The 23,940-nt window shown below is 55.7% G+C and carries 24 protein-coding genes; 10 read left to right on the top strand and 14 right to left on the bottom strand.

All coding sequences use genetic code 11. The annotated features are described in order from the left end of the window. The 3 genes from ACSOSI_RS23380 (at position 1) to ACSOSI_RS23370 (ending at position 3,951) form a co-directional block, all read left to right on the top strand. Positions 1–408, top strand: a complete 408-nt coding sequence (locus ACSOSI_RS23380; RefSeq protein WP_012147126.1) for a VOC family protein — start codon at positions 1–3, stop codon at positions 406–408. Positions 409–744: 336 nt separating this feature from the next. Then, on the top strand, positions 745–2,106 hold the full coding sequence (locus ACSOSI_RS23375) for an NCS2 family permease (RefSeq protein WP_012147125.1): 1,362 nt from the start codon (positions 745–747) through the stop codon (positions 2,104–2,106). A gap of 195 nt (positions 2,107–2,301) precedes the next feature. Beyond that, on the top strand, positions 2,302–3,951 hold the full coding sequence (locus ACSOSI_RS23370) for a Na+/H+ antiporter (protein WP_012147124.1): 1,650 nt from the start codon (positions 2,302–2,304) through the stop codon (positions 3,949–3,951). A 29-nt stretch (positions 3,952–3,980) separates the two neighbouring features. Here ACSOSI_RS23370 and ACSOSI_RS23365 read toward each other — a convergent pair whose 3' ends face one another. After that, positions 3,981–4,868 (bottom strand): LysR family transcriptional regulator, encoded by an 888-nt coding sequence (locus tag ACSOSI_RS23365; protein WP_012147123.1) that lies wholly within the window; start codon positions 4,866–4,868, stop codon positions 3,981–3,983. Positions 4,869–5,007: 139 nt separating this feature from the next. On the opposite strand from ACSOSI_RS23365, the gene ACSOSI_RS23360 reads away from it, so the two are divergent. Then, the gene (locus ACSOSI_RS23360; protein WP_476706241.1) at positions 5,008–5,430 is read left to right on the top strand and encodes a CidA/LrgA family protein; all 423 of its coding nucleotides are present in this window, start codon (positions 5,008–5,010) and stop codon (positions 5,428–5,430) included. Continuing rightward, positions 5,423–6,112 (top strand): LrgB family protein, encoded by a 690-nt coding sequence (locus ACSOSI_RS23355; RefSeq protein WP_012147121.1) that lies wholly within the window; start codon positions 5,423–5,425, stop codon positions 6,110–6,112. Before ACSOSI_RS23360 ends, ACSOSI_RS23355 begins: the two co-directional genes overlap by 8 nt. A 111-nt stretch (positions 6,113–6,223) precedes the next feature. On the opposite strand, the gene lpxP is transcribed toward ACSOSI_RS23355, so the two are convergent. The 13 genes from lpxP to acuI form a co-directional block, all read right to left on the bottom strand. After that, complete coding sequence (lpxP, locus tag ACSOSI_RS23350) at positions 6,224–7,144, bottom strand: kdo(2)-lipid IV(A) palmitoleoyltransferase (RefSeq protein ID WP_012147119.1); 921 nt, start codon at positions 7,142–7,144, stop codon at positions 6,224–6,226. A 356-nt stretch (positions 7,145–7,500) separates the two neighbouring features. Next, a complete protein-coding gene (gene fis, locus ACSOSI_RS23345) occupies positions 7,501–7,797 on the bottom strand; it encodes a DNA-binding transcriptional regulator Fis (protein WP_000462905.1) in 297 nt (98 codons plus the stop codon). A gap of 21 nt (positions 7,798–7,818) precedes the next feature. Then, the gene (dusB, locus tag ACSOSI_RS23340) at positions 7,819–8,784 is read right to left on the bottom strand and encodes a tRNA dihydrouridine synthase DusB (RefSeq protein WP_012147118.1); all 966 of its coding nucleotides are present in this window, start codon (positions 8,782–8,784) and stop codon (positions 7,819–7,821) included. 386 nt (positions 8,785–9,170) lie between these two features. Then, the gene (locus ACSOSI_RS23335) at positions 9,171–9,905 is read right to left on the bottom strand and encodes a carbonic anhydrase (protein WP_012147117.1); all 735 of its coding nucleotides are present in this window, start codon (positions 9,903–9,905) and stop codon (positions 9,171–9,173) included. A 186-nt stretch (positions 9,906–10,091) separates the two neighbouring features. Next, positions 10,092–10,973, bottom strand: coding sequence for a 50S ribosomal protein L11 methyltransferase (prmA, locus tag ACSOSI_RS23330; protein WP_012147116.1), 882 nt, complete (start codon positions 10,971–10,973; stop codon positions 10,092–10,094). Between the two features lie 12 nt (positions 10,974–10,985). Then, a complete protein-coding gene (gene panF, locus ACSOSI_RS23325) occupies positions 10,986–12,431 on the bottom strand; it encodes a sodium/pantothenate symporter (RefSeq protein WP_259190332.1) in 1,446 nt (481 codons plus the stop codon). Then, positions 12,421–12,663: a YhdT family protein gene (locus tag ACSOSI_RS23320; RefSeq protein ID WP_026142555.1), complete on the bottom strand. Its 243-nt coding sequence runs from the start codon at positions 12,661–12,663 to the stop codon at positions 12,421–12,423. Before ACSOSI_RS23320 ends, panF begins: the two co-directional genes overlap by 11 nt. 155 nt (positions 12,664–12,818) lie before the next feature. After that, entirely contained in the window at positions 12,819–14,168 is a 1,350-nt protein-coding gene (gene accC / locus ACSOSI_RS23315) for an acetyl-CoA carboxylase biotin carboxylase subunit (protein WP_012147113.1), read from the bottom strand. 10 nt (positions 14,169–14,178) lie between these two features. After that, positions 14,179–14,643: an acetyl-CoA carboxylase biotin carboxyl carrier protein gene (gene accB / locus ACSOSI_RS23310; protein ID WP_012147112.1), complete on the bottom strand. Its 465-nt coding sequence runs from the start codon at positions 14,641–14,643 to the stop codon at positions 14,179–14,181. 32 nt (positions 14,644–14,675) lie between these two features. After that, entirely contained in the window at positions 14,676–15,128 is a 453-nt protein-coding gene (gene aroQ, locus ACSOSI_RS23305; protein ID WP_012147111.1) for a type II 3-dehydroquinate dehydratase, read from the bottom strand. Between the two features lie 241 nt (positions 15,129–15,369). Beyond that, on the bottom strand, positions 15,370–15,969 hold the full coding sequence (msrQ, locus tag ACSOSI_RS23300) for a protein-methionine-sulfoxide reductase heme-binding subunit MsrQ (RefSeq protein ID WP_012147110.1): 600 nt from the start codon (positions 15,967–15,969) through the stop codon (positions 15,370–15,372). Next, positions 15,970–16,971 carry a protein-methionine-sulfoxide reductase catalytic subunit MsrP gene (gene msrP, locus ACSOSI_RS23295; protein WP_012147109.1) on the bottom strand — a complete coding sequence of 334 codons (1,002 nt, stop codon included), beginning with the start codon at positions 16,969–16,971 and terminating at the stop codon, positions 15,970–15,972. It lies immediately after the preceding gene. Between the two features lie 122 nt (positions 16,972–17,093). Further along, positions 17,094–18,071, bottom strand: a complete 978-nt coding sequence (gene acuI / locus ACSOSI_RS23290; RefSeq protein ID WP_012147108.1) for an acrylyl-CoA reductase (NADPH) — start codon at positions 18,069–18,071, stop codon at positions 17,094–17,096. 293 nt (positions 18,072–18,364) lie between these two features. Here acuI and csrD point away from each other — a divergent pair, with 293 nt between their 5' ends. The 5 genes from csrD (at position 18,365) to ACSOSI_RS23265 (ending at position 23,931) form a co-directional block, all read left to right on the top strand. Further along, complete coding sequence (csrD, locus tag ACSOSI_RS23285) at positions 18,365–20,296, top strand: RNase E specificity factor CsrD (RefSeq protein ID WP_012147107.1); 1,932 nt, start codon at positions 18,365–18,367, stop codon at positions 20,294–20,296. Positions 20,297–20,708: 412 nt separating this feature from the next. Then, positions 20,709–21,752: a rod shape-determining protein MreB gene (mreB, locus tag ACSOSI_RS23280; RefSeq protein WP_012147106.1), complete on the top strand. Its 1,044-nt coding sequence runs from the start codon at positions 20,709–20,711 to the stop codon at positions 21,750–21,752. A gap of 94 nt (positions 21,753–21,846) precedes the next feature. Then, positions 21,847–22,851 carry a rod shape-determining protein MreC gene (gene mreC, locus ACSOSI_RS23275; protein ID WP_026142554.1) on the top strand — a complete coding sequence of 335 codons (1,005 nt, stop codon included), beginning with the start codon at positions 21,847–21,849 and terminating at the stop codon, positions 22,849–22,851. Then, the gene (gene mreD / locus ACSOSI_RS23270; protein WP_012147104.1) at positions 22,848–23,336 is read left to right on the top strand and encodes a rod shape-determining protein MreD; all 489 of its coding nucleotides are present in this window, start codon (positions 22,848–22,850) and stop codon (positions 23,334–23,336) included. Before mreC ends, mreD begins: the two co-directional genes overlap by 4 nt. Positions 23,337–23,346: 10 nt before the next feature. Continuing rightward, entirely contained in the window at positions 23,347–23,931 is a 585-nt protein-coding gene (locus ACSOSI_RS23265; RefSeq protein WP_012147103.1) for a Maf family protein, read from the top strand. The last annotated feature ends 9 nt before the right edge of the window (positions 23,932–23,940 follow it).

The raw sequence follows: 23,940 nt of genomic DNA, 5'->3' as shown, positions 1-23,940 counted from the left end.
ATGGCTACGCAAATCTTTGTTAATCTGCCGGTGGGCAATCTGCCCGCATCCATGACATTTTTCACCGAACTGGGCTTCAGCTTTAATCCCCGGTTTACCGATGATACCGCCGCTTGCATGGTAGTTAGCGACAGTATTTATGTGATGTTGCTGACCCACGACAAATTCAAAATGTTCACCCCGAATCCGATTGTCGATGCCAAAAAATCGACCGAGGTTTTGCTGTGTCTGTCGCAGCCCGATCGGGCGGCAGTGGATGCACTGGTGCGCAAGGCGATTGCTGCCGGCGGTAATACCTATAATCAGCCGCAGGATTACGGCTTTATGTACGGTCACGGCTTCCAGGATTTGGACGGTCATATCTGGGAACTGATGTACATGGACGAAAAGGCCGCACAGGCCCAGTGACCCTTTTTGCCCTCCGAACGGGGGGCTTTCCCATCAGATTTCCCTATGTGACAAATTTCATATTTTCGATAATGATGGGCCTCATTACTTTTCTGCATAAATTGCCGCGATCTTTGGTTGATCAGAGGGCACAGAAGGCTGGATAATCGTTTGCCTTGAATAAACCACCATAAATCACCCGCCTCACGCCATGAGAGTTAATCGTTTGCCTTAATAAGCGCCGCCAATGGGTGACGTGAGTGAAAGATCGAAAAGCAAACGATACCCTACTAAACAGGTGTGGGCGGAATAACAAGCCTTGCAACGGGCTGGCAATGAAACACAGGGGACAGCAAGATGTCGAATTCTCAAGCGAACAACGCCGTTAAACCAAAAGGCGGGCTTGATGGTTATTTTAAAATTTCTGCGCGTGGCAGCAGCGTGCGGCAGGAAGTGGTGGCAGGGTTAACCACCTTCCTGGCGATGGTTTACTCGGTGATTGTGGTGCCGAGCATGCTGGGCAAGGCGGGGTTCCCACCAACGGCGGTGTTTGTCGCCACCTGTCTGGTTGCCGGTCTGGGTTCGTTGCTGATGGGGCTGTGGGCTAATTTGCCGATGGCTATCGGCTGTGCGATCTCACTGACCGCCTTTACCGCCTTCAGCCTGGTGCTGGGTCAGCACATCAGCATTCCGGTGGCGCTGGGTGCGGTATTCCTGATGGGCGTGCTCTTTACCATTATCTCGGTCACCGGTATCCGCGCCTGGATCCTGCGCAATCTGCCAATGGGCGTGGCACACGGCACCGGTATCGGCATTGGTCTGTTCCTGTTGCTGATCGCCGCTAACGGCGTGGGCCTGGTGGTGAAGAACCCGCTGGACGGCCTGCCGGTGGCATTGGGTGCCTTCACCTCATTCCCGGTAGTGATGACACTGCTTGGGCTGGCGGTGATTTTCGGTTTGGAAAAACTGCGCGTTCCTGGCGGCATCCTGCTGGTGATTATCGCCATTTCGGTGATTGGGCTGGTGTTTGACCCGGCAGTGAAGTATCAGGGGCTGTTCGCCATGCCAAGCCTGGCGGACGCTAACGGCCATTCGCTGATTTTCAGTCTGGATATCATGGGCGCCTTGCAGCCGGTAGTGTTGCCGAGCGTATTGGCGTTGGTGATGACGGCGGTGTTTGACGCTACCGGCACCATCCGTGCGGTAGCCGGTCAGGCTAACCTGTTGGATAAAGACGGGCAGATCATCAACGGCGGCAAAGCGCTGACTTCGGACTCGCTGAGCAGCATTTTCTCCGGCCTGGTGGGTGCGGCTCCGGCAGCGGTGTATATCGAATCTGCGGCGGGTACTGCGGCGGGCGGCAAAACCGGCCTGACTGCGACCGTGGTCGGCCTGCTGTTCCTGATGATCCTGTTCCTGTCGCCGTTATCTTATCTGGTGCCGATTTACGCCACCGCACCGGCGCTGATGTACGTCGGCCTGCTGATGCTGAGCAATGTCACCAAGCTGGACTTCAACGACTTTGTCGATGCCATGTCCGGCCTGCTGTGCGCGGTGTTTATCGTGCTGACCTGTAATATCGTCACCGGCATCATGCTGGGCTTTAGCGCACTGGTGATTGGCCGTATCTTCTCCGGCGAATGGCGTCGGTTGAATATCGGTACCGTGGCCATTGCCGTGGCGCTGGTGGCGTTCTATGCCGGCGGTTGGGCAATCTGATCGCGCTGGTGTTTCCCCCGTCGCTTCGGCGGGGGATGTTTTATCCCCATTTCTGCTTCAGATAAGTCTCCTTCTGCCGATACTGCATTTTGAATGGCACAACAAGCTTTAACCGCTGTAAAAAAAGTGATCTACTATCGGGGCATACTCCGGCTATGTGCTGTTGTGGTTTGAACCCTAGAGTCTAAGGAAAGCATGGAAATCTTTTTTACAATCCTCATTTTAATTTTGGTGGTCTCCCTGTCCGGGGTGGTGACGCGCATGTTGCCGTTCCAGGTGCCATTACCGTTAATGCAGATCGGTATCGGGGCCTTGTTGGCCTGGCCGCATTTTGGGCTGCACGTCGACTTTGACCCTGAATTGTTCCTGGTCCTGTTTATTCCGCCGTTGCTGTTTGCCGATGGCTGGAAAACGCCAACCCGCGAATTTTTGCACCACGGCCGTGAAATCCTTGGTCTGGCACTGGTGCTGGTGCTGATTACCGTCGTCGGTGTCGGCTACCTGATTTACGCCATGGTACCGGGCATCCCGCTGGTGGCGGCGTTTGCCCTGGCGGCGGTACTGTCGCCAACCGATGCCGTGGCGCTGTCCGGCATCGTGGGTAAAGGGCGTATTCCCAAATCGATCATGGGGGTGCTGGAAGGCGAGGCGCTGATGAACGACGCGTCCGGTCTGGTCTCACTCAAATTCGCCATCGCAGTGGCGATGGGCACCATGGTGTTTACCGTGGGCGGGGCGACGCTGGAGTTTCTCAAGGTGGCGATCGGCGGCCTGCTGGCCGGTGTGGCGATCACCTGGCTTTACAGTAAGTCGTTGCGCGTCATGAGCCGCTGGAGCGGCGACGACCCGGCAACGCAAATTGTATTCCTGCTGCTGTTGCCGTTTGCCTCTTATCTGATTGCCGAACATATTGGCGTCTCCGGCATCCTGGCCGCGGTTGCTGCGGGGATGACCATCAGCCAGTCCGGCGTGATCCGCAATGCCCCGCTGGCGATGCGTCTGCGTGCCAACAGCGTCTGGGCGATGCTGGAATTTGTGTTTAACGGCATGGTGTTCATCATGTTGGGGCTGCAGCTGCCGGGGATCCTGGAGACCTCCATCTTCCAGGCGGAGCTGGATCCGACCATTCAGACCTGGTACCTGTTTGCCGATGTTGCCATCATCTACGCCGCGTTGCTGGTGTTGCGCTTCACCTGGCTGTGGCTGATGAAAAACGCCAGCCGTCGCTTTATGAAAAAACGGCCGTTGCAGTTTGGCGATTTCACCACGCGTGAACTGTGGGTGGCGTCGTTCGCCGGGGTGCGTGGGGCGATTACGCTGGCAGGTGTGCTGTCCATTCCGCTGTTGCTGAGTGACGGTTCTGCCTTCCCGGCGCGCTATCAACTGGTGTTTATCGCCGCCGGGGTGATCCTGCTTTCGCTGATTGCCGGCGTCATGGCGTTGCCGCTGTTGCTGCGTGGCGTGCAGGTGGCAGACAAGAGCGTCAGCAAGAGTGAAGAGCGGATGGCGATTGCCATGGCGGCCGAAGTGGCGATCGAAAGCATCAACAAAATGGAAGAACGCCTGGCCGTGGATACCGAAGAAAATATCGATCCGCAGATATTGAAAGAGATCAGTTCGCGGGTGGTCGGGACGCTGCGGCGGCGCATCACCACTAAAGACGATATCGAAAATGCGCTGATGCTGGAAAACCTCGAACGGCGTTTTCGCCTGACGGCGCTGCGTGCCGAACGCGGTGAGTTATATCACCTGCGCGCCACGCAGAAAATCAGCAACGAGACGCTGCAAAAATTATTGCACGATCTCGACCTGCTGGAAGCGCTGTTGATAGAGCGCGAGGGGTAATGCCAATGGGGCCGCAGACGCGGCCCCGTTTATTTCATCGACGGCCAGTAGTCGCGACAGCAGGCGATCCAGGCCTGGGCGCTGTGTGACAGGTAGCTGCCCTGACGCCAGATTAACCCCACCTTCCATTCCATGCGTGGCTCCAGCGGCAGCCAAATCAGGTTTTCCTTATCCAGCCATTGGCAGACCGGCTCCGGCAGGGTGGCGATGCCAACCCCGGCCTGCACCATCGACGCCAGAAAATCCCATTGCCCGCTGCGTACCGCAATCTGGGGTTCAAAACCGGCCTGGCGGAATGCTGTCATCAGCATCTTGTAGAGCGCGAAGTCCTCGTTATAAAGCAGGATCGGCCAGTTGGCCAACTCGGAGATATGGATACTGGTACGGTTTAACCAGTGCGGCGTTCGTGGTGCGACCACGCACATGGGGTGGCCGAGCAAGGGCAGAAAGGTCAATGGCTGAGCGGAATCGACCGGCAGAATGGTCATCGCCAGATCCAGTTCACCGGACATCACCGCCTGTTCAACCGATAGCCCGCCCAGTTCGGAGATTTTGAGTTCGATGCCGGGATAAGTCTGGCGAAACTGCCGGATCAAATCGGCAATCTGCCGGCCGACCATCGGTGGGATGCCCAACCGCAGCACGCCTTTTTTCACCGAGCTGATGTCTTCCAGCTCGGCCTCCAACTGGCGGAATTCATCGATGATGGCCAGACCGCGCTGATATACCGCCTGGCCGCTGTCGGTCAGGTGCAGCCTGCGGCCTTCGCGGATCAGCAAGGTACACTCCAGCTCCTCTTCCAGATGGCGCAGCATCTTGCTGATGGTTGGCTGGGTGACGAACAGTTTTTCCGCCGCGCGGGTAAAGCTTTGCTGGCGCACCACTTCCACGAAGTAGCGCAAAGTGCGGACATCCACGTTGGGTTCTCCTCAGGAACAATACCAGCGGGAAATTATTCCCTGATGGCATGATATTGATGATTTTAATTCATTTCAGGCGGGGTTTCCTGGCTGCGTATACTGTAATCCGTGAATTTTTTGTTTAAGGTCATCTTCCATGTTACTGGCGTTACGCCACGCTGCTCCTTCTTTGCTGACCCGCTTGCAGGTGCCTGTCCAGGTTGTTTTATACGCGGTGTTATTTTTGATTGCTGACCGGCTGGTGCAGCAGTTCCATTTGCCGTTGCCCGCCAACATTATCGGCATGTTGATGCTGCTGGCGCTGATTTCGCTGCGCATTCTGCCGCTGAACTGGGTCAGGGCCGGTTCGCGCTGGCTGCTGGCCGAGATGCTGCTGTTCTTCGTCCCGGCGGTAGTGGCGGTGGTCAACTATGCCCAGTTGCTGATGGTTGAGGGCTGGAAGATTTTCCTGGTGATTGCCGTCAGCACCACGCTGACGCTGGGCGCGACGGGGCTGGTGGTTGATCGGGTCTATCGACTGGAAGTCTGGTTACAACGGCGAAAACAGCGCGATGAATGATTTTATCCTGAGCATCGCCTGCTTTGTGGCAACGCTGGCGCTCTATTTCGCCAATAAAAAACTCTACCGCCGCCGTCGAACCTTGCTGTTGATGCCATTGGTACTGACGCCAATGATCCTGGTGCTGTTGCTGGTGGTGACCCATATTTCGTACCAGGACTACATTGGCGAAACGCACTGGTTGCTGTGGCTGCTGGGGCCGGCCACCATCGCCTTCGCGGTACCGGTATACGAGAATCTGCATATTATCCGCCGCCACTGGCTGTCGCTCAGCGCCGGAGTGCTGACGGCAGTGCTGGTGGCGGTTTACAGCTCGGTGTGGCTGGCGCGACTGCTGACGCTGCCGGAAGAGGTGCAGCGCAGCCTGGCAGTGCGCTCCATCACCACGCCGTTTGCGCTGGAGGCGGCCAAACAGATGGGCGGGCAGGCAGATCTGGTGGCGCTGTTTGTGGTGATCACCGGGGTGTTCGGCATGGCGGTTGGGGATATTTTGTTCCTGCGGCTGGCGGTGCGCAGCAGTCTGGCGAAAGGCGCCGGGCTCGGGGCGTCATCACACGGTGCCGGTACGGCGAAAGCCTATGAGATGGGGCAGGAAGAAGGGGTGGTTTCCAGCCTGGTGATGATGCTGGCGGGGATTATCACGGTGATTGCCGCGCCGCTGATAGGGCAACTGATGTGGTAAGCCTGCGGCAGCTCGACTGCTCGCGCGTCACTTTCGCCGCTGTGGTTCCTTTAGAGCTACGGCGCACAAAAAAGCCCGGCGTTGGCCGGGCTTGGAAAATCAGGTTTTGGCTCAGTACAGCGAAGGGGTACCGGCCGGTCGGGTTTTGAAGCGACGATGCAGCCACATATACTGCTCTGGAGCGCGCATGATCTCTTTCTCCACCACTTTATTCATGTAAGCCGCGGCGGCGATTTCGTCGCTGATAGGGTAATTTTCCAGTGCCGGTTGGATCAATAGATCATAACCACGGCCTTTCTCGCGACGAATCAGCACCACCGGTACCAGCGCCGGCTTGGCCATGCGTGCCAGCATATAGGTCCCGCTGGTGGTAGCGGCCTGATCGACGGCGAACAACGGGGCGAATACGCTGCCGCGTGGGCCGTAGTCTTGATCCGGAGCGAACCATACGGCTTCGCCGCGCTTAAGAGCCTGAACCATGCCGCGCAGGTCTTTGCGATCCAGCATGGCCTTGTTGGAACGCATACGCCCTTTGGTTTGTGCCCATTCCATCGCTTTATTGTTGTGTGGACGGTACATCGCCATCATCGGCTGGCACAGCCCCATGGCACGACCACCCAGCTCCAGCGACATAAAATGCACGCCAATTACCAGTACGCCACGTTGGTTTTGCTGTGCCGCTTTCAGGTGATTGATGCCGGAAACGTTGAACCAGCGCTTAACGCGCTTATCTGACCAGAACCAGGCCATACCGGTTTCCAGCAGGCCCATGCCGAGGGATTCGAAGTTACCTGTCACTTTGCGTTCGCGCTGTTCCACGTCCATGTCCGGGAAGCAAAGTTCCAGGTTACGGCGGGTAATGGAAACGCGGCGTTTCAGGAAGCGCATCGAGGTGCGGCCCATCCATATACCGAGCTTGTGCAGCACCGGATAGGGGAGTTGAACCAGTAAGAACAGACAGCCCAGCCCGAACCAGGTAAACCAGTAGCGAGGATGTAGCAGGGCCATTTTGAATTTTTGCGGACGCTTCATATGAACTCATTTATGCATTAAAAGGGGCAGCAACCTGTAACGCACAAGGATCCACTTAATTGCGATACGACCACTCAGACACCCAGACATCACTATTGTTTAGCCAGATTCCATAATTGACCAAATCTTTACACTCGAGGGGCGGTTCGCGCTGCTATCAGGCTTCGGAGGGAGGGCTGCAGGCCCGCGAAGGCGGCTCCAGGAATGTATATTGTAACACACAATACGACCTGATAAGCAGGAGTGGCATGCGAATATTCTCATTCGCATTGGCCTGAATTTGATAAAGCATCAAAGAAGAAAAAGGCGCCGCCTCTTGCGAGGTTGCGCCTTTTCAACATGCCAACTGACTAGTATCAGTTCATGCCGTATTTTTTCAATTTCTTACGCAGCGTACCGCGGTTGATGCCCATCATCAGGGCTGCACGGGTCTGGTTGCCACGGGTGTATTGCATCACCATGTCCAACAGTGGCTGTTCAACTTCAGCCAATACCAGCTCATACAGATCGTTAACGTCTTGACCATTCAGTTGAGCAAAATAGTTCTTCAGTGCTTGTTTCACCGAGTCACGCAGAGGCTTTTGAGTCACTTGGTCCTGTGAGTTCACGGTAGAAACGGTCAGTACGTCAGAATTTACGCGTTGTTCGAACATAGTTCTGTCAGCTCTTTTTTGTTACGCAAGATTTTCGAAATATGCCTCCAACGCCTCCAGCTGTTCGCTGGCATCCTCTATGGCGTTGAATGTGCGCCGAAACTGGTCATTCGGGGCGTGCTCCTGGAGATACCAGGATACGTGCTTACGAGCAATCCGGAATCCCTTGCCTTGGCCGTAAAAGCCGTGCAATTCCCGAATATGCCCTATCAACAAACGCTTAACCTCGCCAAGTGGCGGAGGGGGCAGCAGTTCCCCAGTGTCCAGATAATGCTGGATTTCCCGGAAGATCCAGGGTCTCCCCTGAGCAGCGCGGCCTATCATCAGGGCATCAGCCCCAGTGTAGTCGAGCACTGCTCTGGCTTTATGCGGGTCAGTAATGTCGCCATTCGCGATAATCGGAATGGAAACACTCTGCTTAACTGCCCGAATGCTGTCGTACTCCGCGTTGCCGTTGAACAGGCAGGCGCGGGTTCGGCCATGAATAGTCAGGGCCTGTATACCACAGTCTTCGGCCAGTTGGGCAATCTCTACACAGTTACGGTGTTCGGGTTCCCAGCCGGTACGGATCTTAAGTGTTACCGGCACATCCACAGCGTTAACTACCGCGTGGAGGATCTGTTTAACCAGATCCGGGTACTGCAGCAATGCAGACCCTGCAAGCTTCCGGTTCACTTTCTTGGCCGGGCACCCCATATTGATGTCGATGATCTGTGCGCCACCAGCCACGTTAATACGTGCCGCGGCGGCCATATCATCCGGATCGCATCCGGCAATCTGCACGGAACGGATCCCTGGTTCATCGCTATGGACCATACGCAGACGCGACTTATCCGTCCGCCACACCTCCGGATTGGAGGAGAGCATTTCGGATACAGCCATCCCAGCACCCATTGCATGACATAGGGCTCTAAATGGGCGATCTGTAATGCCGGCCATCGGGGCCGCAATCAAGCAATTTGTAAGCTGGTGGTGTCCAATGCGCATAGACAAAGAGTAACCATACTGTGTCCGCAAGGGCGCGTATATTACGCATTTTTGCGTTGAGATGAAAGGCCAAACTTTGACCAATCAGGCGCTATTCGGCAATAAAAATGCACCTCGTCAGGATCTATAAAAATATTATATATATTTAACAATGAGTTGACGAAATTTGGTCAATTAGTGCTCGATAAAATATTCCCAACACAACAGAATTTTATCTGTATTGAGTCTCGATTCAGCTGGATATCGGCAACGATATAGGCCATTTGTCAGGGTATTGCGTTGAGAAGGGGCACAATTACGCTGAAATCGCGTGGTGAAGGTTTCGATTAAAAACGCATTTGTTCACCGCCGGGGATCAAACCGGCGGTGAAGTTATTCCGACAGCCTTAGTCGATGATTACGCGGCCGTTCAGCGCCTGTAGCGGACGATTGTTCGCATGCTGTACCACGGCGCGGAATTGAGCGATCTGCTCGGCAGAGGCGCTGACAGGCTTATCCAGCACCATCCAGCTTACCCCTTCGGAACAAGGGGGCGTGGTTAACGAACCGCTGAACCGATAGAAGTTAAAGTTTTGAGGGAGCAGCGCCTTGATATCCAGCGGCGTGGTCAGCACCGCGGTCTGATCGACGGCGGTCGGCATCTGCCGCCAGGCCTGCGCCAGCTGCGGGTTGGCTTTGCCTTGCTGGAACATCAATGCCAGGACTGCCAGTGCACCCTGTTGGTCTTTATAGACAAAGTGTGCCTCAAGGGGGAATTGCTTACCGTCAATTTCGTTTTCGCTGGGGGCGTGGAAGTGAAATTGTTGCAGCGTGAAAGTGTCGTTATCCAGCACCAGGGTATTGCCGCCGCTGACGTTTACCTGCACGGTATGGCCGTTATTGACGATCTGCTGTTTGCCTGGTTGGAAAGCCAGTTTCAGCTTGTCGTGCTGGGTTTTCAGAGCACCTTTAACATTAACCGGTGACTGGTTCTTACCGGTTTCGCACAGCGAAAAGTCCGGAGAGAGTTTTCCCCAGTGTGCCGGATCTTCCTGACCTTCATAGCCCCAATGGGCTTGCTCTGTGGCGTTGGCCGAAAAGCCGGCGATCAGTAAAGCGGCGAGTAATAATTTCCCTTTCATTGCCAATCCTTATTGAAAAATCGTTAATTGTCTTTGGCGGGCAGCGGCTAAAAAAATCGGCTGCGATCGCGCCTGCAGCAGAATACGCCTGCTTTTTGTCAGGATAAATCAGTGAAATCTTGGGGCGAAAAAAAACCACCGTAACTTGTTAAGTTATCGGTGGTTTTTATCGGAACAAAAATACGATTACTTGCGTTGACCGGTAATGCGGCACCATTCTTCGCGTTCTGCTACCGGGTCGAGCGTGAATTTATCTTCATAGGCTTGCGCCACGCTCGCTGCCTGGGTGGCCAGCACGCCGGACAGGCCCAGATGGCCGCCGGACTTCGGCAGGCAGCCAATCAGCGGTGCCAGCTCACGCAATGGACCGGCCAGAATATTGGCGACCACGACGTCGGCCAGCAAATCGGCAGGCTGATCTTTTGGCAGGTACAGCTCCAGACGCTCTGAAACGCCGTTACGCTGCGCGTTGTCGCGACTGGCCTGAATGGCCTGGGGATCGATATCGATGCCGATAGCGCGCGCTGCACCGAGCTTCAGGGCGGCAATCGCCAGAATGCCGGAGCCACAACCGAAGTCGATAATGGTCTTACCGGCCAGATCCAGGCCATCTAGCCACTGCAAACACAGCGCCGTCGTCGGGTGGGTGCCGGTACCGAACGCCAGGCCCGGGTCGAGCATCACGTTAACCGCATCCGGATCGGGCACGTCACGCCAGCTTGGGCAGATCCACAGACGCTGGCCGAAACGCATCGGGTGGAAGTTGTCCATCCACTCGCGCTCCCAGTCTTTGTCTTCCAGCTGTTCAATCTTGTGGCGGAAACCGGCGCCCAGCAGTGGATGCTGTTCCAGCATTGCCACCACTTCGGCCATATCGGTTTCAGCGTCGTACAGTCCGATCACATCGGTATCGCCCCACAGCAGGGTTTCGCCCGGCAGCGGTTCGAACACCGGATTGTCGTGAGTGTCCTGAAAGGTCACCGATACTGCGCCGCTTTCAACCAGCGCGTCGCTCAGGTCTTCTGCCTGGCTGCCGGTGGTGTTCAGTTTGAGTTGGATCCAAGGCATAACAATTCTCTTTTAAGAGGGTAATGATGACGCCGTCCGGCGTTTTTCGCCGACGAGGTTACCGATATAAAATGCCAGCAGGCTAATCAGCAGCGAAGGCACGATAGGGTGCAGCCCCGCCAGTTGCAGATTAAAGCTGGCCAATAGCGTATAGCATACCGCACCCGTCACCATTGAGCTAAGCGCTCCCTGTGCGTTGGCGCGCTCCCAGTACAGGCCCAGCACCAGCGGCCACAGGAATACCGCCTCCAGGCCGCCGAACGCCAGCAGGTTCAGCCAGATGATCATTTCCGGCGGTCGCCATGCCGCCAGCAGAACCAAAAGCCCGAGGATCAAGGTGGTCAGGCTGGAAAAGCGTTTGATTAAGCGTTCGTTCTGCATCTGCTGCGGCCGCACGCCAAGATAGAGGTCTTTAATAATAGTGGCGGAAGACTGCAGCAGTTGGGCATTAATGGTCGACATGATGGCCGCCATCGGTGCTGCCAGGAAGATGCCGGCAGCATACGGCGGCAGCACGGTGATCATCAGCGTCGGGATCACCTGATCGGGGATCTTCAGATCCGGCAACACCGCGCGGCCCAGCGCACCGGCCAGATGCATACCGAACATCAGCACTGCCACTACCATGGTACCGAGGATGATACCGCGGTGTACCGCTTTGCTGTCTTTGTAAGAGATGCAGCGCACCGCAGTATGCGGCAGGCCTATCACGCCAAAGCACACCAGGATCCAAAACGAGGCCATAAACGGCAGGCTGAGGATCTGTTCACCGCCCTGGGGGGACACCAGCGCCGGGTCAATTTGGTGGAGTTTGTCCACCGCGCTGTGCAGGCCGCCAGCGGCGTGGATCACCGCCACCAGCAACAGCACGGTGCCGATCAACATTACCAGGCCCTGCATGGCATCGTTCAGCACGCTGGCACGAAAGCCGCCAAAGGCGGTATACAGCGCGATGCTGACGCCAAAGATCAGCAGGCCGGTGTCGTAAGGGATGCCGGCAGCGGTTTCCAGCAGGCGTGCGCCGCCGATAAACTGCACCGTCATGGCCCCGAGGAACGCCACCAACAAACTGAGACTGGCCAACCAGACCAACAGGCGGCTTTGATAGCGCCCGTACAGCATGTCGTTTAAGGTGATGGCGTTGTAGCGGCGCGCCAGAATGGCGAATTTCTTGCCCAGCACACCGAGCGATAACCATACGGCGGGCAGTTGAATCATCGCCAACAACACCCAACCAAGGCCATATTTATAGGCGGCACCGGGGCCACCGATAAACGAACTGGCGCTGATATAGGTTGCGGTCAGCGTCATCGCCAGCACAAAGCCACCCATCGATCGGCTACCCAGGAAGTATTCGCTGAGGAAATTACCTGTCTGACGCCGACTGTAGGCGTAAACCGACAGTCCAAACACCAGCAGCAGATAGGCAACCAGCGGCAAAATGACTTCAGTTTGCATCGCCGTCCTCCAGCGAAATATTGCGGAATACGCCACGCACCATCAGCCAACACAGGCCGATAAACAGCAGTGGTACCAATAAGCAGGCCATTTCGAACCAGTGTGGCAGGCCGGTAATACCAGATTCACTGTCCGGCAGGTAGGCCGCCAGCGACCAGGCCAGCAGATACAGCAGCGTCAGACCGAGCGCCCATCGTGCTTCGCGGTGGGCTTGAATAAAGCGTGTTTCCATCAGTGTTCCCCATAGGTTTACGGTGATGGTTTTGCCAAAGGTAAGGAATTCTACGGCAAGGCCGGATTTTGCCAAGCCGTTACCGTGCCTGAGATGAAAAAGAAAAAAGGCCGGTGATTAACCGGCCTTCTGTCAGGCGATGCGAATAGCCTGCCTTAGGTTTCCTGCAGACCGAGCTTCTTCTCCAGATAGTGGATGTTGGTGCCACCGTGCTGGAAGTTTTCGTCGCTCATGATCCGCTGCTGCAGTTCAACGTTGGTTTTGATGCCATCGATGATCAGCTCAGCCAGGGCGTTCTTCATGCGGGCAATTGCCACGTCACGGTTTTCACCGTAAGTGATCAGTTTGCCGATCATGGAATCATAGTACGGCGGTACGGTATAACCGGCGTAAATATGAGATTCCCAACGCACGCCGAAACCGCCTGGCGCATGGAAACGGGTGATCTTGCCTGGGCTTGGCAGGAAGGTGTTCGGGTCTTCGGCGTTGATACGGCATTCTACCGCATGGCCGTGAACCTTCACTTCATCCTGTTTGATCGACAGCGGCTGACCGGCAGCGATACGCAGCTGCTCTTTGATCAGATCCACGCCGGTGATCATTTCGGTAACCGGGTGTTCAACCTGAATACGGGTGTTCATTTCGATGAAATAGAACTCGCCGTTTTCGTACAGGAACTCGAAAGTACCCGCACCGCGGTAGCCGATCTCAACACAGGCTTTCGAGCAGCGCTCGCCGATGTAACGGCGCATTTCGCTGGTGATGCCTGGTGCCGGAGCCTCTTCAACCACTTTCTGGTGGCGACGCTGCATGGAGCAGTCGCGCTCGGCCAGATAGATGGCGTTACCCTGGCCGTCTGCCAAAATCTGAATTTCGATATGGCGTGGGTTTTCCAGGTATTTTTCCATGTAAACCATGTCATTGTTGAAAGCCGCTTTGGCTTCAGCTTTGGTCATGGAAATGGATTGTTCGAGGTCTTTGTCGCTGCGCACAACGCGCATGCCACGGCCGCCGCCGCCGCCAGATGCCTTGATGATCACCGGGTAGCCGATGCGCTTGGCGAAGGCACGGTTTTTATCCATGTCGTCGGTCAGCGGGCCATCAGAGCCTGGTACGCAAGGCACGCCAGCTTTCTTCATGGCGTTGATGGCAGAAACCTTATCGCCCATCAGGCGGATGGTTTCGGCTTTCGGGCCGATGAAGATAAAGCCGGAACGTTCGATCTGCTCGGCGAAGTCGGCGTTCTCAGACAAGAAGCCGTAGCCCGGGTGAATCGCCACTGCGCCGGTGATTTCCGCTGCAGAGATGATGGCCGGGATATTCAGATAGCTTTTTACCGATGGCGCAGGACCGATACACACGGTCTCGTCAGCCAGCAGCACGTGTTTCAGATCGCGATCTGCTGTGGAATGCACGGCAACGGTTTTGATACCCAGCTCTTTACAAGCACGCAGGATACGAAGCGCGATCTCGCCACGGTTGGCGATAACAATTTTATCAAGCATGTTCGCCTCGTTATTCGATGACGACCAGTGGCTCGTCAAATTCTACCGGTTGGCCGTTCTCTACCAGAATGGCTTTCACCACGCCGGATTTATCCGCTTCGATCTGGTTCATCATTTTCATGGCTTCAACGATGCACAGCGTGTCGCCGGCATTCACTTTCTGGCCAATTTCGATGAAGGCTTTCGCATCCGGGCTTGGCGTGCGGTAGAAGGTGCCGACCATTGGAGAACGGACGATGTGGCCACTCATGGCCGCTGGTGCTGCAGGGGTTTCGGCTGGCGCGGCAGCAACGGCAGTAGCCAGTGCTGGCTGCGGCTGTGCCGGCATTGCGTATGCCTGCGGCATCATTGGGTAAGCCTGTGCCGGGGCGGCACGGCTGATGCGAACTGACTCTTCGCCTTCAGAGATTTCCAGTTCAGAAATACCTGATTCTTCAACCAGTTCGATCAGTTTCTTGATTTTACGAATATCCATGAGTGTGATTCCGTACTCTTTTTGCGTAGCAATTAGTGGGTTTTCGACAGACGGTTAACCGCTGCCTGTAAAGCAAATGTGTAGCCATCTGCGCCGAGGCCGCAAATCACACCTACCGCAATATCGGAAAGGTAGGAGTGATGGCGGAAAGGCTCTCGGGCATGCACGTTGGAGAGGTGGATCTCGATAAACGGGATCTGCACCGCCAGCAATGCATCGCGCAGCGCCACGCTGGTATGCGTGAACGCGGCAGGGTTGATCAGAATAAAATCTGTGTTGCCGCGTGCCTGATGTATGCAGTCGATAAGCGCATGTTCAGCGTTAGACTGCAGATGGCTCAGGGTAATATCCAGTGCGGATGCCTGGTTTTCCAATCCGTTAACAATCTCTGTTAGCGTCGTGCTGCCGTACTTCTCCGGCTCACGCGTCCCCAGCAGATTCAGATTGGGGCCGTTCAGAAGCAAAATGTGAAACTTATCCGCCATTGTGCTGGTATCTCCGGCAATAAAACCATCATCGTAGAAAATAACCCGATGTCACCGATTTGTCACCTGTTAAGGGGAAAATTCACCCTGAGAACAGAAACAAGGTCGGGCATTATAACGATATCGTAGCAATTCGCAGCTAAATACTGGTCTTATCAGCGAAGATATTCAACCCAAAACCTGCAAACTGATGAGGGTGTTATCGCATTATGAGGGGTAGAACACAGAAAAGTTCCGCCTTTTAACGCCACCAATTACGGAATTTCTTGTAGCGTAGTGCCAGCAGCACGACGGCCAGCAGGGCATAAATGAAGGGCTGTGGCGAAAAGGTTTTGACCGACCACAGGTAGTGAATCGGTGCCAGGATCGCCACCAGGTACACCAGATTATGCAACGTCTGCCATTTGGCCCCCAGTTTGCGCATGGCCCACAACGTCGAGGTTGCCGCCAGTGCCAGCAGGATCAGCCAACTGATGATGCCGAGCGTCAGGTAAGGGCGGGTGACCAGTTCACGCCCCAACAGGCCAATATTGCTCAGTCCCAATTCAAGCGTCGAATAGCTTATCAGATGCAGCGTACCCCAGGCAAAACACCACAGGCCCACCAGGCGGCGGCAACGGATCAACAGAGGCTGGCGGGTATAGCGTGCCAGTGGGGCGATCATCAAGGTTGCCAGCAACAGTTTCAGCGTCATCCTGCCGGTAAAATGCTGGATATCTTTGGCCGGATCGGCGCTGAACCAGCCCTGATCCACCGACAGCACCAGCCAGAGAAAGGGCAAAAATGCCGCCAGATAAATGGCAACCTTGATCCCTTTGATATGGGTTGGAGTCAAACGCACTTAGAAATTCTCCCGTAGATCCAGGCCACGGTACAGCGATGCGACCTGTTCCGCATAGCCATTAAACAGCAGGGTGGGTTGGCGTTTAACGTCCAGAATGCCGCCGGAACCGATAAAACGCTCGGTGGCCTGCGACCAACGGGGATGATCGACGTGCGGATTCACGTTGGCGTAGAAGCCGTACTCATTCGGCGCCGACTGATTCCAGGTGGTCGGCGGCTGATCGCGCACCAGGCGGATATGGACGATCGACTTTATCCCCTTAAAACCGTATTTCCATGGGGTGATCAAGCGCAGCGGCGCGCCATTTTGCGGCGGCAGCGTTTTGCCGTACACGCCGACGGTCAGCAGTGCCAGCGGGTTCATTGCCTCGTCGAGACGCAGCCCTTCGACATAGGGATACTTCAACCCGCCGCCGATAAAGCGGTCTTTCTGGCCGGGCATCTGTTCCGGGTCGTACAACGTCTGGAAAGCGACGTAGCGTGCGTTGCTGTTGGGTTCCGCGAATTTGATCAGTTTACCCAATTCAAAGCCAATCCACGGCACCACCATTGACCAGGCTTCAACGCAGCGCATGCGATAGATGCGCTGTTCCAGCGGGAAGCGTTTGATTAAATCATCTATGTCCAGCGTGATGGGTTTGGCGACTTCACCGTCGATGCGTACCTGCCAACCTTCGGTTTTCAAGCCGCCGGCATTGGCTGCCGGATCGGCCTTGTCCAGACCGAATTCGTAGAAGTTGTTATAGCCGGTGACTTTATCTTCGGGCGTCAAATCCAACTGGGCCTGCCAGGCGGCAGGTTTGCTGAACTCCAGCGGTTTACCCGGCGGCGCCTTGGGCCGATCGTTACCCTTAAACCATGACAGCAAATCGGCCTGCGCATTATGCGGCAGGGCCAGTGATGCGGCGGTAATGCCCAACGCCTGCAACACTTTACGGCGCTGATAAAATACGCTCTCTGGCGTGACATCGGCCTCAGTGAGTTTTCGTTGTTTGCTCATGGTATTTTCTCCGCAATTTATGGTGTAAGCATGGCGTGAAACCAGGCCTTATGCGAGAGGCGGAGGGAAAATATGAAATTTCGCAGACGGGATAGGCCCCCGTTGCGGGGGGGCCGTCAGACTCAGCGGATTTTTACCAGGGTGCGACCGGTAACTTTGTTGTCTAACAGTGCGGCAGCCGTGGCCGGTGCCTGTTCCAGCGTGATTTCCTGGGTGGCTTGCTGGTAGAAGCTGTCCGGCAGGATACCGGCCAGGCGCTCCCAGGCGGTTTGACGGCGATGCAACGGGGTGTGCACCGAGTCGACCCCTTGCAAACGAACATTGCGCAAAATAAATGGCATCACCGTGGTCGGCAGGTGATAACCACCGGCCAGGCCACAGGCGGCGACCGTGCCGTTATAGTTCATTTGCGCCAAAACCCGCGCCAGCATAGTGTCGCCGACGGTATCCACCGCACCGGCCCACAGTTGCTTTTCCAGTGGGCGCGGAGCTTCGAGATAGCCGTCACGCGACAGGACTTCTTTGGCGCCGAGCGCTTTGAGGTAGTCGGTATTGCTTTCACGGCCGCTGATGGCCGTGACGTGATAACCCAGCGCCGCCAGAATAGCGACCGCCGTGCTGCCGACGCCACCGCTGGCACCCGTGACCAAAATGTCGCCGTCATCCGGATGTACGCCGCCTTCTTCCAGAGCCATCACGCACAGCATGGCGGTAAAGCCGGCGGTACCGAGGATCATCGCTTTACGTTCATCCAATCCGTTTGGCAACGGCACCAACCATTCCCCGGAGACACGCGCCTGCTCAGCCAGGCCGCCCCAGTGGTTTTCACCCACGCCCCAGCCGGTAAGCACCACGCTTTGGCCTTCTTTAAAACGATCGTCGCGGCTTTGGCGCACGGTACCGGCGAAGTCGATGCCTGGCACCATCGGGAAGTTACGCACGATTTTGCCTTTGCCGGTGATCGCCAACGCGTCTTTATAGTTAATGCTGGACCAATTAACGTCTACCGTGACATCGCCGTCGGGCAGTTGGTCACTGTTGATATCTTTGACGCGAGCCAGAGTTTGATCGTCTTGTTGTTCCAATAACAGTGCACGCATGTCACTCTTCCTCTTGTTTGCAATTTTGTCATGGATGGCTGGATCCGATTTAATTGACTATATGCATATAAGAAATTTATGTCCTGATAAAAGACAAAAAAGGGTGATTGAAGGTTTTCTTCGTTGATGATGCTTGGTAGTTTGGCGGCATGAACTGCCGGCGATGATCGTCAAGGATACGCCAGTGACTAATTAAAAATCAGGGTATTGTGTTGGATTCTTTTGAGCGGATTCGGGGCCTTTATACGACCAAAGGTGATAATTCACGTAACCATAACGGACAAGGCACAGGGATGCGATTTACCACCAAGCTCTCTGCATTGATCACCCTGCTTGTTGCTCTGGCGATGTTTTTGATGCTGATGGGCTGCTCATACAGTTACTTTTACGTCACTCAGGAGAGGCTGGATCGCCGCTTCAATTCGCTGATGACCTCGCTCGATCAGGCCATGCTGCGTGAATCTCCACAGGAACAGGAACAATGGTTACCGCTGGTGATGCGTCCGCTTGGTATCGTGGCCGTCAGCGTGGATACCAGCCACAGCAATCTTCTTTCTTATCATCTGCCAACGGTAAAGCAGCCCTGGGAATCGCTCAACGGCTACCGGCAGGTTTCCCTGCCGTTGATGCAGCATCCCGGCGCTTCGCTACGCATTACCTATATTGACCCTTTCGCCAGCGACGTGCGTTCGTTGCAATCCACTGCGGCTGTCACTTTGTCGATCGTCGTGATGGTGGTTATCTTGCTGCTCAGTTTGCGTTGGTTACGCGATCAGGCCGACGGGGAGGACCGGCTGGAACGCCGTGCACGCCGTATTCTTAATGGCGAACGAGAGAGCGTGATGCAGGGCGACGTGCGCGAATGGCCGGCAAACGTCAGCGGAGCACTCGATCGCCTGCTGGCGGATCTGGCGGAAGCGCGCGAGGAGCGTAGCCGGGTCGATACGCTGATCCGCGCCTTTGCCGCTCAGGACGCCAAAACCGGGCTGAACAACCGATTGTTCTTTGATAACCAACTGACCACCCAACTGGAAGAGGAAGGTTCGCACGGCATTGTCATGATGGTGCGATTACCGGATTTCGACACGCTGCGGGAAACCCACGGCAACAGTGCGGTGCAAGAACTGATGTATTCGCTGGTCAATCTGTTGTCGACCTTCGTGATGCGCTACCCGGCGGCGTTGCTGGCGCGCTATTTCCACAGCGATTTCACCGTTCTGTTGCCGCATCGCACGCTGAAAGAGGCGGACGGCATTGCTTCACAGTTGGTTCATGCCATTGACGCCCTGCCTTCAACGGCGCTTATCGATCGCGAGGCGTTTTTGCATATCGGTATTGTGGCCTACCGCAGCGGACAAAGTACCGAACAGGTGATTGATCATGCAGAGCAGGCCACGCGCCACGCGACGCTGCAGGGGGAAAACGGCTGGTATGTTTACGACAGCCAGGTGCCGGAAAAAGGGCGCGGCAGCGTCAAATGGCGCACTCTGTTGGAACAGGTGCTGGCGCGGGGCGGGCCACGGTTGTACCAGAAACCGGCAGTGACGGTGGAGGGGGAAGTTCATCACCGGGAGATCATGAGCCGGATATACGATGGGACCCAGGAACTGCTGCCATCTGAATATATGCCGTTGGTGCAGCAGTTGGGGCTGGCGGAAAGTTACGACCGCCAGCATTTGAGTCGCATTCTTCCTTTACTGGCGCTGTGGCCTGAAGAAACGCTGGCATTTACGCTGTCCGTAGATTCATTATTGCAACGCACTTTCCAGCGTTGGCTGCGTGATAGCCTGTTACAGTGTGAAAAAAGTCATCGTCGGCGAATTCTGATTGAACTTGCAGAGGCAGACGTGTGTCAACATATCGACCGTTTGCGCCCGGTGTTGAGATTACTCTCTGGATTGGGGTGTCGTCTGGCCGTGTCCCAGGCGGGGTTAACCGTGGTTAGTACCTCCTATATCAAGTCCTTACCGGTGGAACTGGTCAAGCTCCACCCTGGTTTGGTGCGGAGTATTGATAAGCGGGATGAGAATCAGCTGTTCGTTCAGAGCCTGACGGGTGCCTGCGAAGGCACCAGTACCCAGGTTTTTGCCGCCAGCGTGCGGACGCGTAATGAATGGCAGACGCTGAAAGATCGCGGGATCCTCGGCGGGCAGGGTGACTTTTTCGCGTCGCCGGAACCGATAGACGCAGGGCGTAAAAAATATTCGCGTCGTTATCGCGTTTAACCTGAATGCCGGGCAAAAATTGACGTAGAATGAGCGCCAATTCATCTGGGCTATTTTATCTGTCTTTTTGGGGTTATCCCCAAACTGCCTGCGACAATGACGCCTATTTGATATAGGCTCTTGTCAGTCCTTTTCTGTTGAACGTTGGTAGGTGCTTACCACCAACGGCAATCAGGGAATATGTTAGATTTTATGAGCTGTGTTACGCCGTTTCGTGCGCTGACAGGGTGGTAAACTGAGCCTTTGTTCAGGGAATTCAGGCCTCATCCAATTTCCGTGCATTCGAGCAGAAACAATACAGACTATTTTTCACCGAAGTAGAACGTTTTTGCGCCTTGTCGCTGCTTCGTGTGGTTGGTAAAGTAGGCGGATTTTATTTTCCGCCCCCAGCTTGCAGGATTATCCTTTAGTTATGTTTAAGAAATTTCGTGGCATGTTTTCCAATGACTTGTCCATCGACTTGGGTACCGCCAATACCCTGATTTATGTTAAAGGGCAAGGCATTGTACTGAACGAACCTTCGGTGGTTGCCATTCGCCAGGATCGTGCCGGTTCACCCAAGAGCGTTGCGGCCGTGGGTCATGAGGCTAAACAGATGCTGGGGCGTACCCCCGGCAATATCGCGGCTATCCGTCCGATGAAAGACGGCGTTATCGCCGACTTCTTCGTGACTGAAAAAATGCTGCAGCACTTTATCAAACAGGTTCACAGCAACAGCTTCATGCGGCCAAGCCCGCGCGTGCTGGTGTGTGTGCCGGTCGGCGCAACTCAGGTTGAACGTCGTGCCATCCGCGAATCCGCCCAAGGGGCCGGTGCGCGTGAAGTGTTTCTGATTGAAGAGCCAATGGCTGCGGCAATCGGTGCAGGCCTGCCGGTTTCTGAAGCGACTGGTTCAATGGTGGTGGATATCGGTGGTGGTACTACTGAAGTGGCGGTGATTTCACTCAACGGTGTGGTCTACTCTTCTTCCGTGCGTATCGGCGGTGACCGTTTCGACGAAGCCATCATTAATTATGTGCGTCGTAACTATGGCTCACTGATTGGTGAAGCGACGGCCGAACGTATCAAGCACGGCATCGGCTCAGCTTATCCGGGCGATGAAGTGCATGAAATCGAAGTTCGCGGCCGTAACCTGGCTGAGGGCGTGCCACGCGGCTTTACCCTGAATTCCAATGAAATCCTCGAAGCGCTGCAGGAGCCGTTGACCGGCATCGTCAGTGCGGTGATGGTCGCGCTGGAACAGTGTCCGCCGGAGCTGGCTTCCGACATTTCCGAACGCGGCATGGTGTTGACCGGCGGTGGCGCATTGCTGCGCAACCTGGATCGCCTGCTGATGGAAGAAACCGGTATTCCGGTAGTCGTGGCAGAAGATCCGCTGACCTGCGTAGCTCGCGGTGGCGGCAAGGCGTTGGAAATGATCGACATGCATGGCGGCGATTTGTTCAGCGAAGAATAGTCAGCCCCAGGAAGGATGAATCGTATCGGATGAATGCGCAAAGCGAAAATCGGGTACGGTTCCTCTTTCTGTTGTCGAGGAACACGCATAATTTATGAAGCCGATTTTTAGCAGGGGGCCTTCCCTGCAACTACGACTTTTTTTAGCAGTGATTGTGGCTATCTGCCTGATCGTTGCCGACAGCCGTCTCGGTACGTTCGTGAAAATACGTAACTACATGGATACGGCCGTCAGCCCTTTCTATTTTCTGGCCAATGGGCCGCGTAAGGTTTTGGACAGCGTTTCAGAAACGCTGGCTACCCGCCAACAGCTGGAGCTGGAAAACCGTGCTCTGCGGCAGGAACTGCTGCTGAAAAACAGCGATATTCTTCTTCTTGGCCAATTCAAGCAGGAAAACGCCCGTTTGCGTGAGCTGTTAGGCTCGCCGCTGCGCCAGGACGAACACAAAATGGTCACCCAGGTGATCTCGACCGGATCTGATCCTTACAGCGACCAGGTGGTGATCGACAAAGGTTCGGACAACGGCGTTTATGAAGGCCAGCCGGTCATCAGTGATAAAGGCGTCGTCGGCCAGGTAGTCGCGGTGGCGAAAGTCACCAGCCGCGTGCTGCTGATCTGCGATGCTTCACACGCGCTGCCTATCCAGGTCCTGCGCAATGATATCCGGGTGATCGCTGCAGGCAGCGGTTGTGCCGACGATTTACAGCTCGAACACTTGCCGAACAATACCGATATTCGTGTGGGCGACGTGCTGGTCACTTCCGGTTTGGGCGGCCGCTTCCCGGAAGGCTATCCGGTGGCGGTGGTGTCCTCGGTTAAAGTGGATAACCAACGTGCTTATACCGTGATCCAGGCACGCCCGACGGCGGGTCTGCAGCGTTTGCGCTATTTGTTGTTGCTGTGGGGTGCCGATCGTAATGGCGATATGCCGTTGCCGCCGGACGAAGTGCATCGTGTCGCCAATGAGCGGCTGATGCAGATGATGCCTCAGGTGCTGCCACCGGCCGATGCCATGGGGCCGCAACAGCCACTGCCGGCCCCGGCAACCGGCGTTGCAGTGCCGCAAACCGCCGCACCGGCCGCGGGAGTGACCCAATGAATCGCTACCGCAGTAATGGGCGCTGGATAATCTGGCTGTCATTCCTGGTGGCGCTGGTGCTGCAAATTATGCCGTGGCCGGAACAGATCTACATGTTCCGGCCCTCCTGGCTGGCCTTGATCCTGATCTACTGGGTAATGGCACTGCCACACCGGGTTAACGTCGGCACCGGCTTTGTGCTGGGGTTGATTATGGATCTGATCCTCGGTTCTACGCTGGGTGTGCGTGCGCTGGCGCTGGGGATCATTGCCTATCTGGTCGCGTTTAAATTCCAACTGTTCCGCAACATGGCCCTCTGGCAACAGGCGCTGATCGTCGTGCTATTGTCACTGGCGATGGATGTTGTGGTGTTCTGGGCCGAGTTTTTAGTGATCAACGTTTCTTTCCGCCCAGAGGTGTTCTGGAGTAGTGTGGTAAACGGCATTCTGTGGCCGTGGTTATTCCTGCTGATGCGCAAAATCCGCCGTCAGTTCGCCGTACAGTAAGGGTATATCAATGACTTCGCTTTATCTGGCCTCCGGCTCTCCCCGTCGACGTGAATTACTGACCCTGTTGGGCGTGGCGTTTGAAATTATTCTGACGGATACCGAAGAACAACGGCAGGAAGGGGAAGCTGCGGAAGTCTATGTGCGCCGTTTGGCGCAGGATAAGGCCAGGGCAGGCGTGGCGCTGGCCCAGCAGGACTGGCCGGTGCTGGGCGCGGATACCATTGTCGTGCTCAATGGCCGGGTGCTGGAAAAACCCCAAAGCGAAACGCATGCGGCGCAAATGCTGGCGGCGCTGTCGGGTAAACAGCATCAGGTGATGACCGCGGTGGCAATCGCCGATCGCCATGATGTTCTGTGCCAACTAGTGGTGACAGACGTGACATTCCGCAACCTGTCACAACAGGATATCTGCGACTATATTGCAACGGGCGAACCGATGGATAAAGCGGGCGCCTATGGAATTCAAGGAAAGGGTGGTTGTTTCGTCAGGACGATAACCGGGAGTTATCACGCGGTGATGGGCTTGCCGTTGGTCGAAACACATGAGCTGCTCAGTAATTTTGTCGCATTACGTGATGTAAGAACCGGTTGATGGGCGCTG

The organism is Serratia sp. AR11 (assembly GCF_056376275.1).
Note: the sequence above shows the minus strand (reverse complement) of the source record. Positions and strands in the feature narration are given on the sequence as shown.

Bases quoted from the DNA above. Each gene is read 5' to 3' on its own strand.
- acuI (WP_012147108.1), bottom strand. From the start codon at position 18,071: ATGCGTGCACTGTTATTGGAACAACAAGACGATCAAACTCTGGCTCGC.
- panF (WP_259190332.1), bottom strand. From the start codon at position 12,431: ATGCAAACTGAAGTCATTTTGCCGCTGGTTGCCTATCTGCTGCTGGTG.
- mreD (WP_012147104.1), top strand. From the start codon at position 22,848: ATGAATCGCTACCGCAGTAATGGGCGCTGGATAATCTGGCTGTCATTC.
- accB (WP_012147112.1), bottom strand. From the start codon at position 14,643: ATGGATATTCGTAAAATCAAGAAACTGATCGAACTGGTTGAAGAATCA.
- fis (WP_000462905.1), bottom strand. From the start codon at position 7,797: ATGTTCGAACAACGCGTAAATTCTGACGTACTGACCGTTTCTACCGTG.
- ACSOSI_RS23360 (WP_476706241.1), top strand. From the start codon at position 5,008: ATGTTACTGGCGTTACGCCACGCTGCTCCTTCTTTGCTGACCCGCTTG.
- dusB (WP_012147118.1), bottom strand. From the start codon at position 8,784: ATGCGCATTGGACACCACCAGCTTACAAATTGCTTGATTGCGGCCCCG.
- ACSOSI_RS23370 (WP_012147124.1), top strand. From the start codon at position 2,302: ATGGAAATCTTTTTTACAATCCTCATTTTAATTTTGGTGGTCTCCCTG.
- ACSOSI_RS23375 (WP_012147125.1), top strand. From the start codon at position 745: ATGTCGAATTCTCAAGCGAACAACGCCGTTAAACCAAAAGGCGGGCTT.
- ACSOSI_RS23265 (WP_012147103.1), top strand. From the start codon at position 23,347: ATGACTTCGCTTTATCTGGCCTCCGGCTCTCCCCGTCGACGTGAATTA.
- ACSOSI_RS23320 (WP_026142555.1), bottom strand. From the start codon at position 12,663: ATGGAAACACGCTTTATTCAAGCCCACCGCGAAGCACGATGGGCGCTC.
- aroQ (WP_012147111.1), bottom strand. From the start codon at position 15,128: ATGGCGGATAAGTTTCACATTTTGCTTCTGAACGGCCCCAATCTGAAT.
- ACSOSI_RS23335 (WP_012147117.1), bottom strand. From the start codon at position 9,905: ATGAAAGGGAAATTATTACTCGCCGCTTTACTGATCGCCGGCTTTTCG.
- accC (WP_012147113.1), bottom strand. From the start codon at position 14,168: ATGCTTGATAAAATTGTTATCGCCAACCGTGGCGAGATCGCGCTTCGT.
- mreB (WP_012147106.1), top strand. From the start codon at position 20,709: ATGTTTAAGAAATTTCGTGGCATGTTTTCCAATGACTTGTCCATCGAC.
- prmA (WP_012147116.1), bottom strand. From the start codon at position 10,973: ATGCCTTGGATCCAACTCAAACTGAACACCACCGGCAGCCAGGCAGAA.
- msrP (WP_012147109.1), bottom strand. From the start codon at position 16,971: ATGAGCAAACAACGAAAACTCACTGAGGCCGATGTCACGCCAGAGAGC.
- mreC (WP_026142554.1), top strand. From the start codon at position 21,847: ATGAAGCCGATTTTTAGCAGGGGGCCTTCCCTGCAACTACGACTTTTT.
- csrD (WP_012147107.1), top strand. From the start codon at position 18,365: ATGCGATTTACCACCAAGCTCTCTGCATTGATCACCCTGCTTGTTGCT.
- lpxP (WP_012147119.1), bottom strand. From the start codon at position 7,144: ATGAAGCGTCCGCAAAAATTCAAAATGGCCCTGCTACATCCTCGCTAC.
- ACSOSI_RS23380 (WP_012147126.1), top strand. From the start codon at position 1: ATGGCTACGCAAATCTTTGTTAATCTGCCGGTGGGCAATCTGCCCGCA.
- ACSOSI_RS23355 (WP_012147121.1), top strand. From the start codon at position 5,423: ATGAATGATTTTATCCTGAGCATCGCCTGCTTTGTGGCAACGCTGGCG.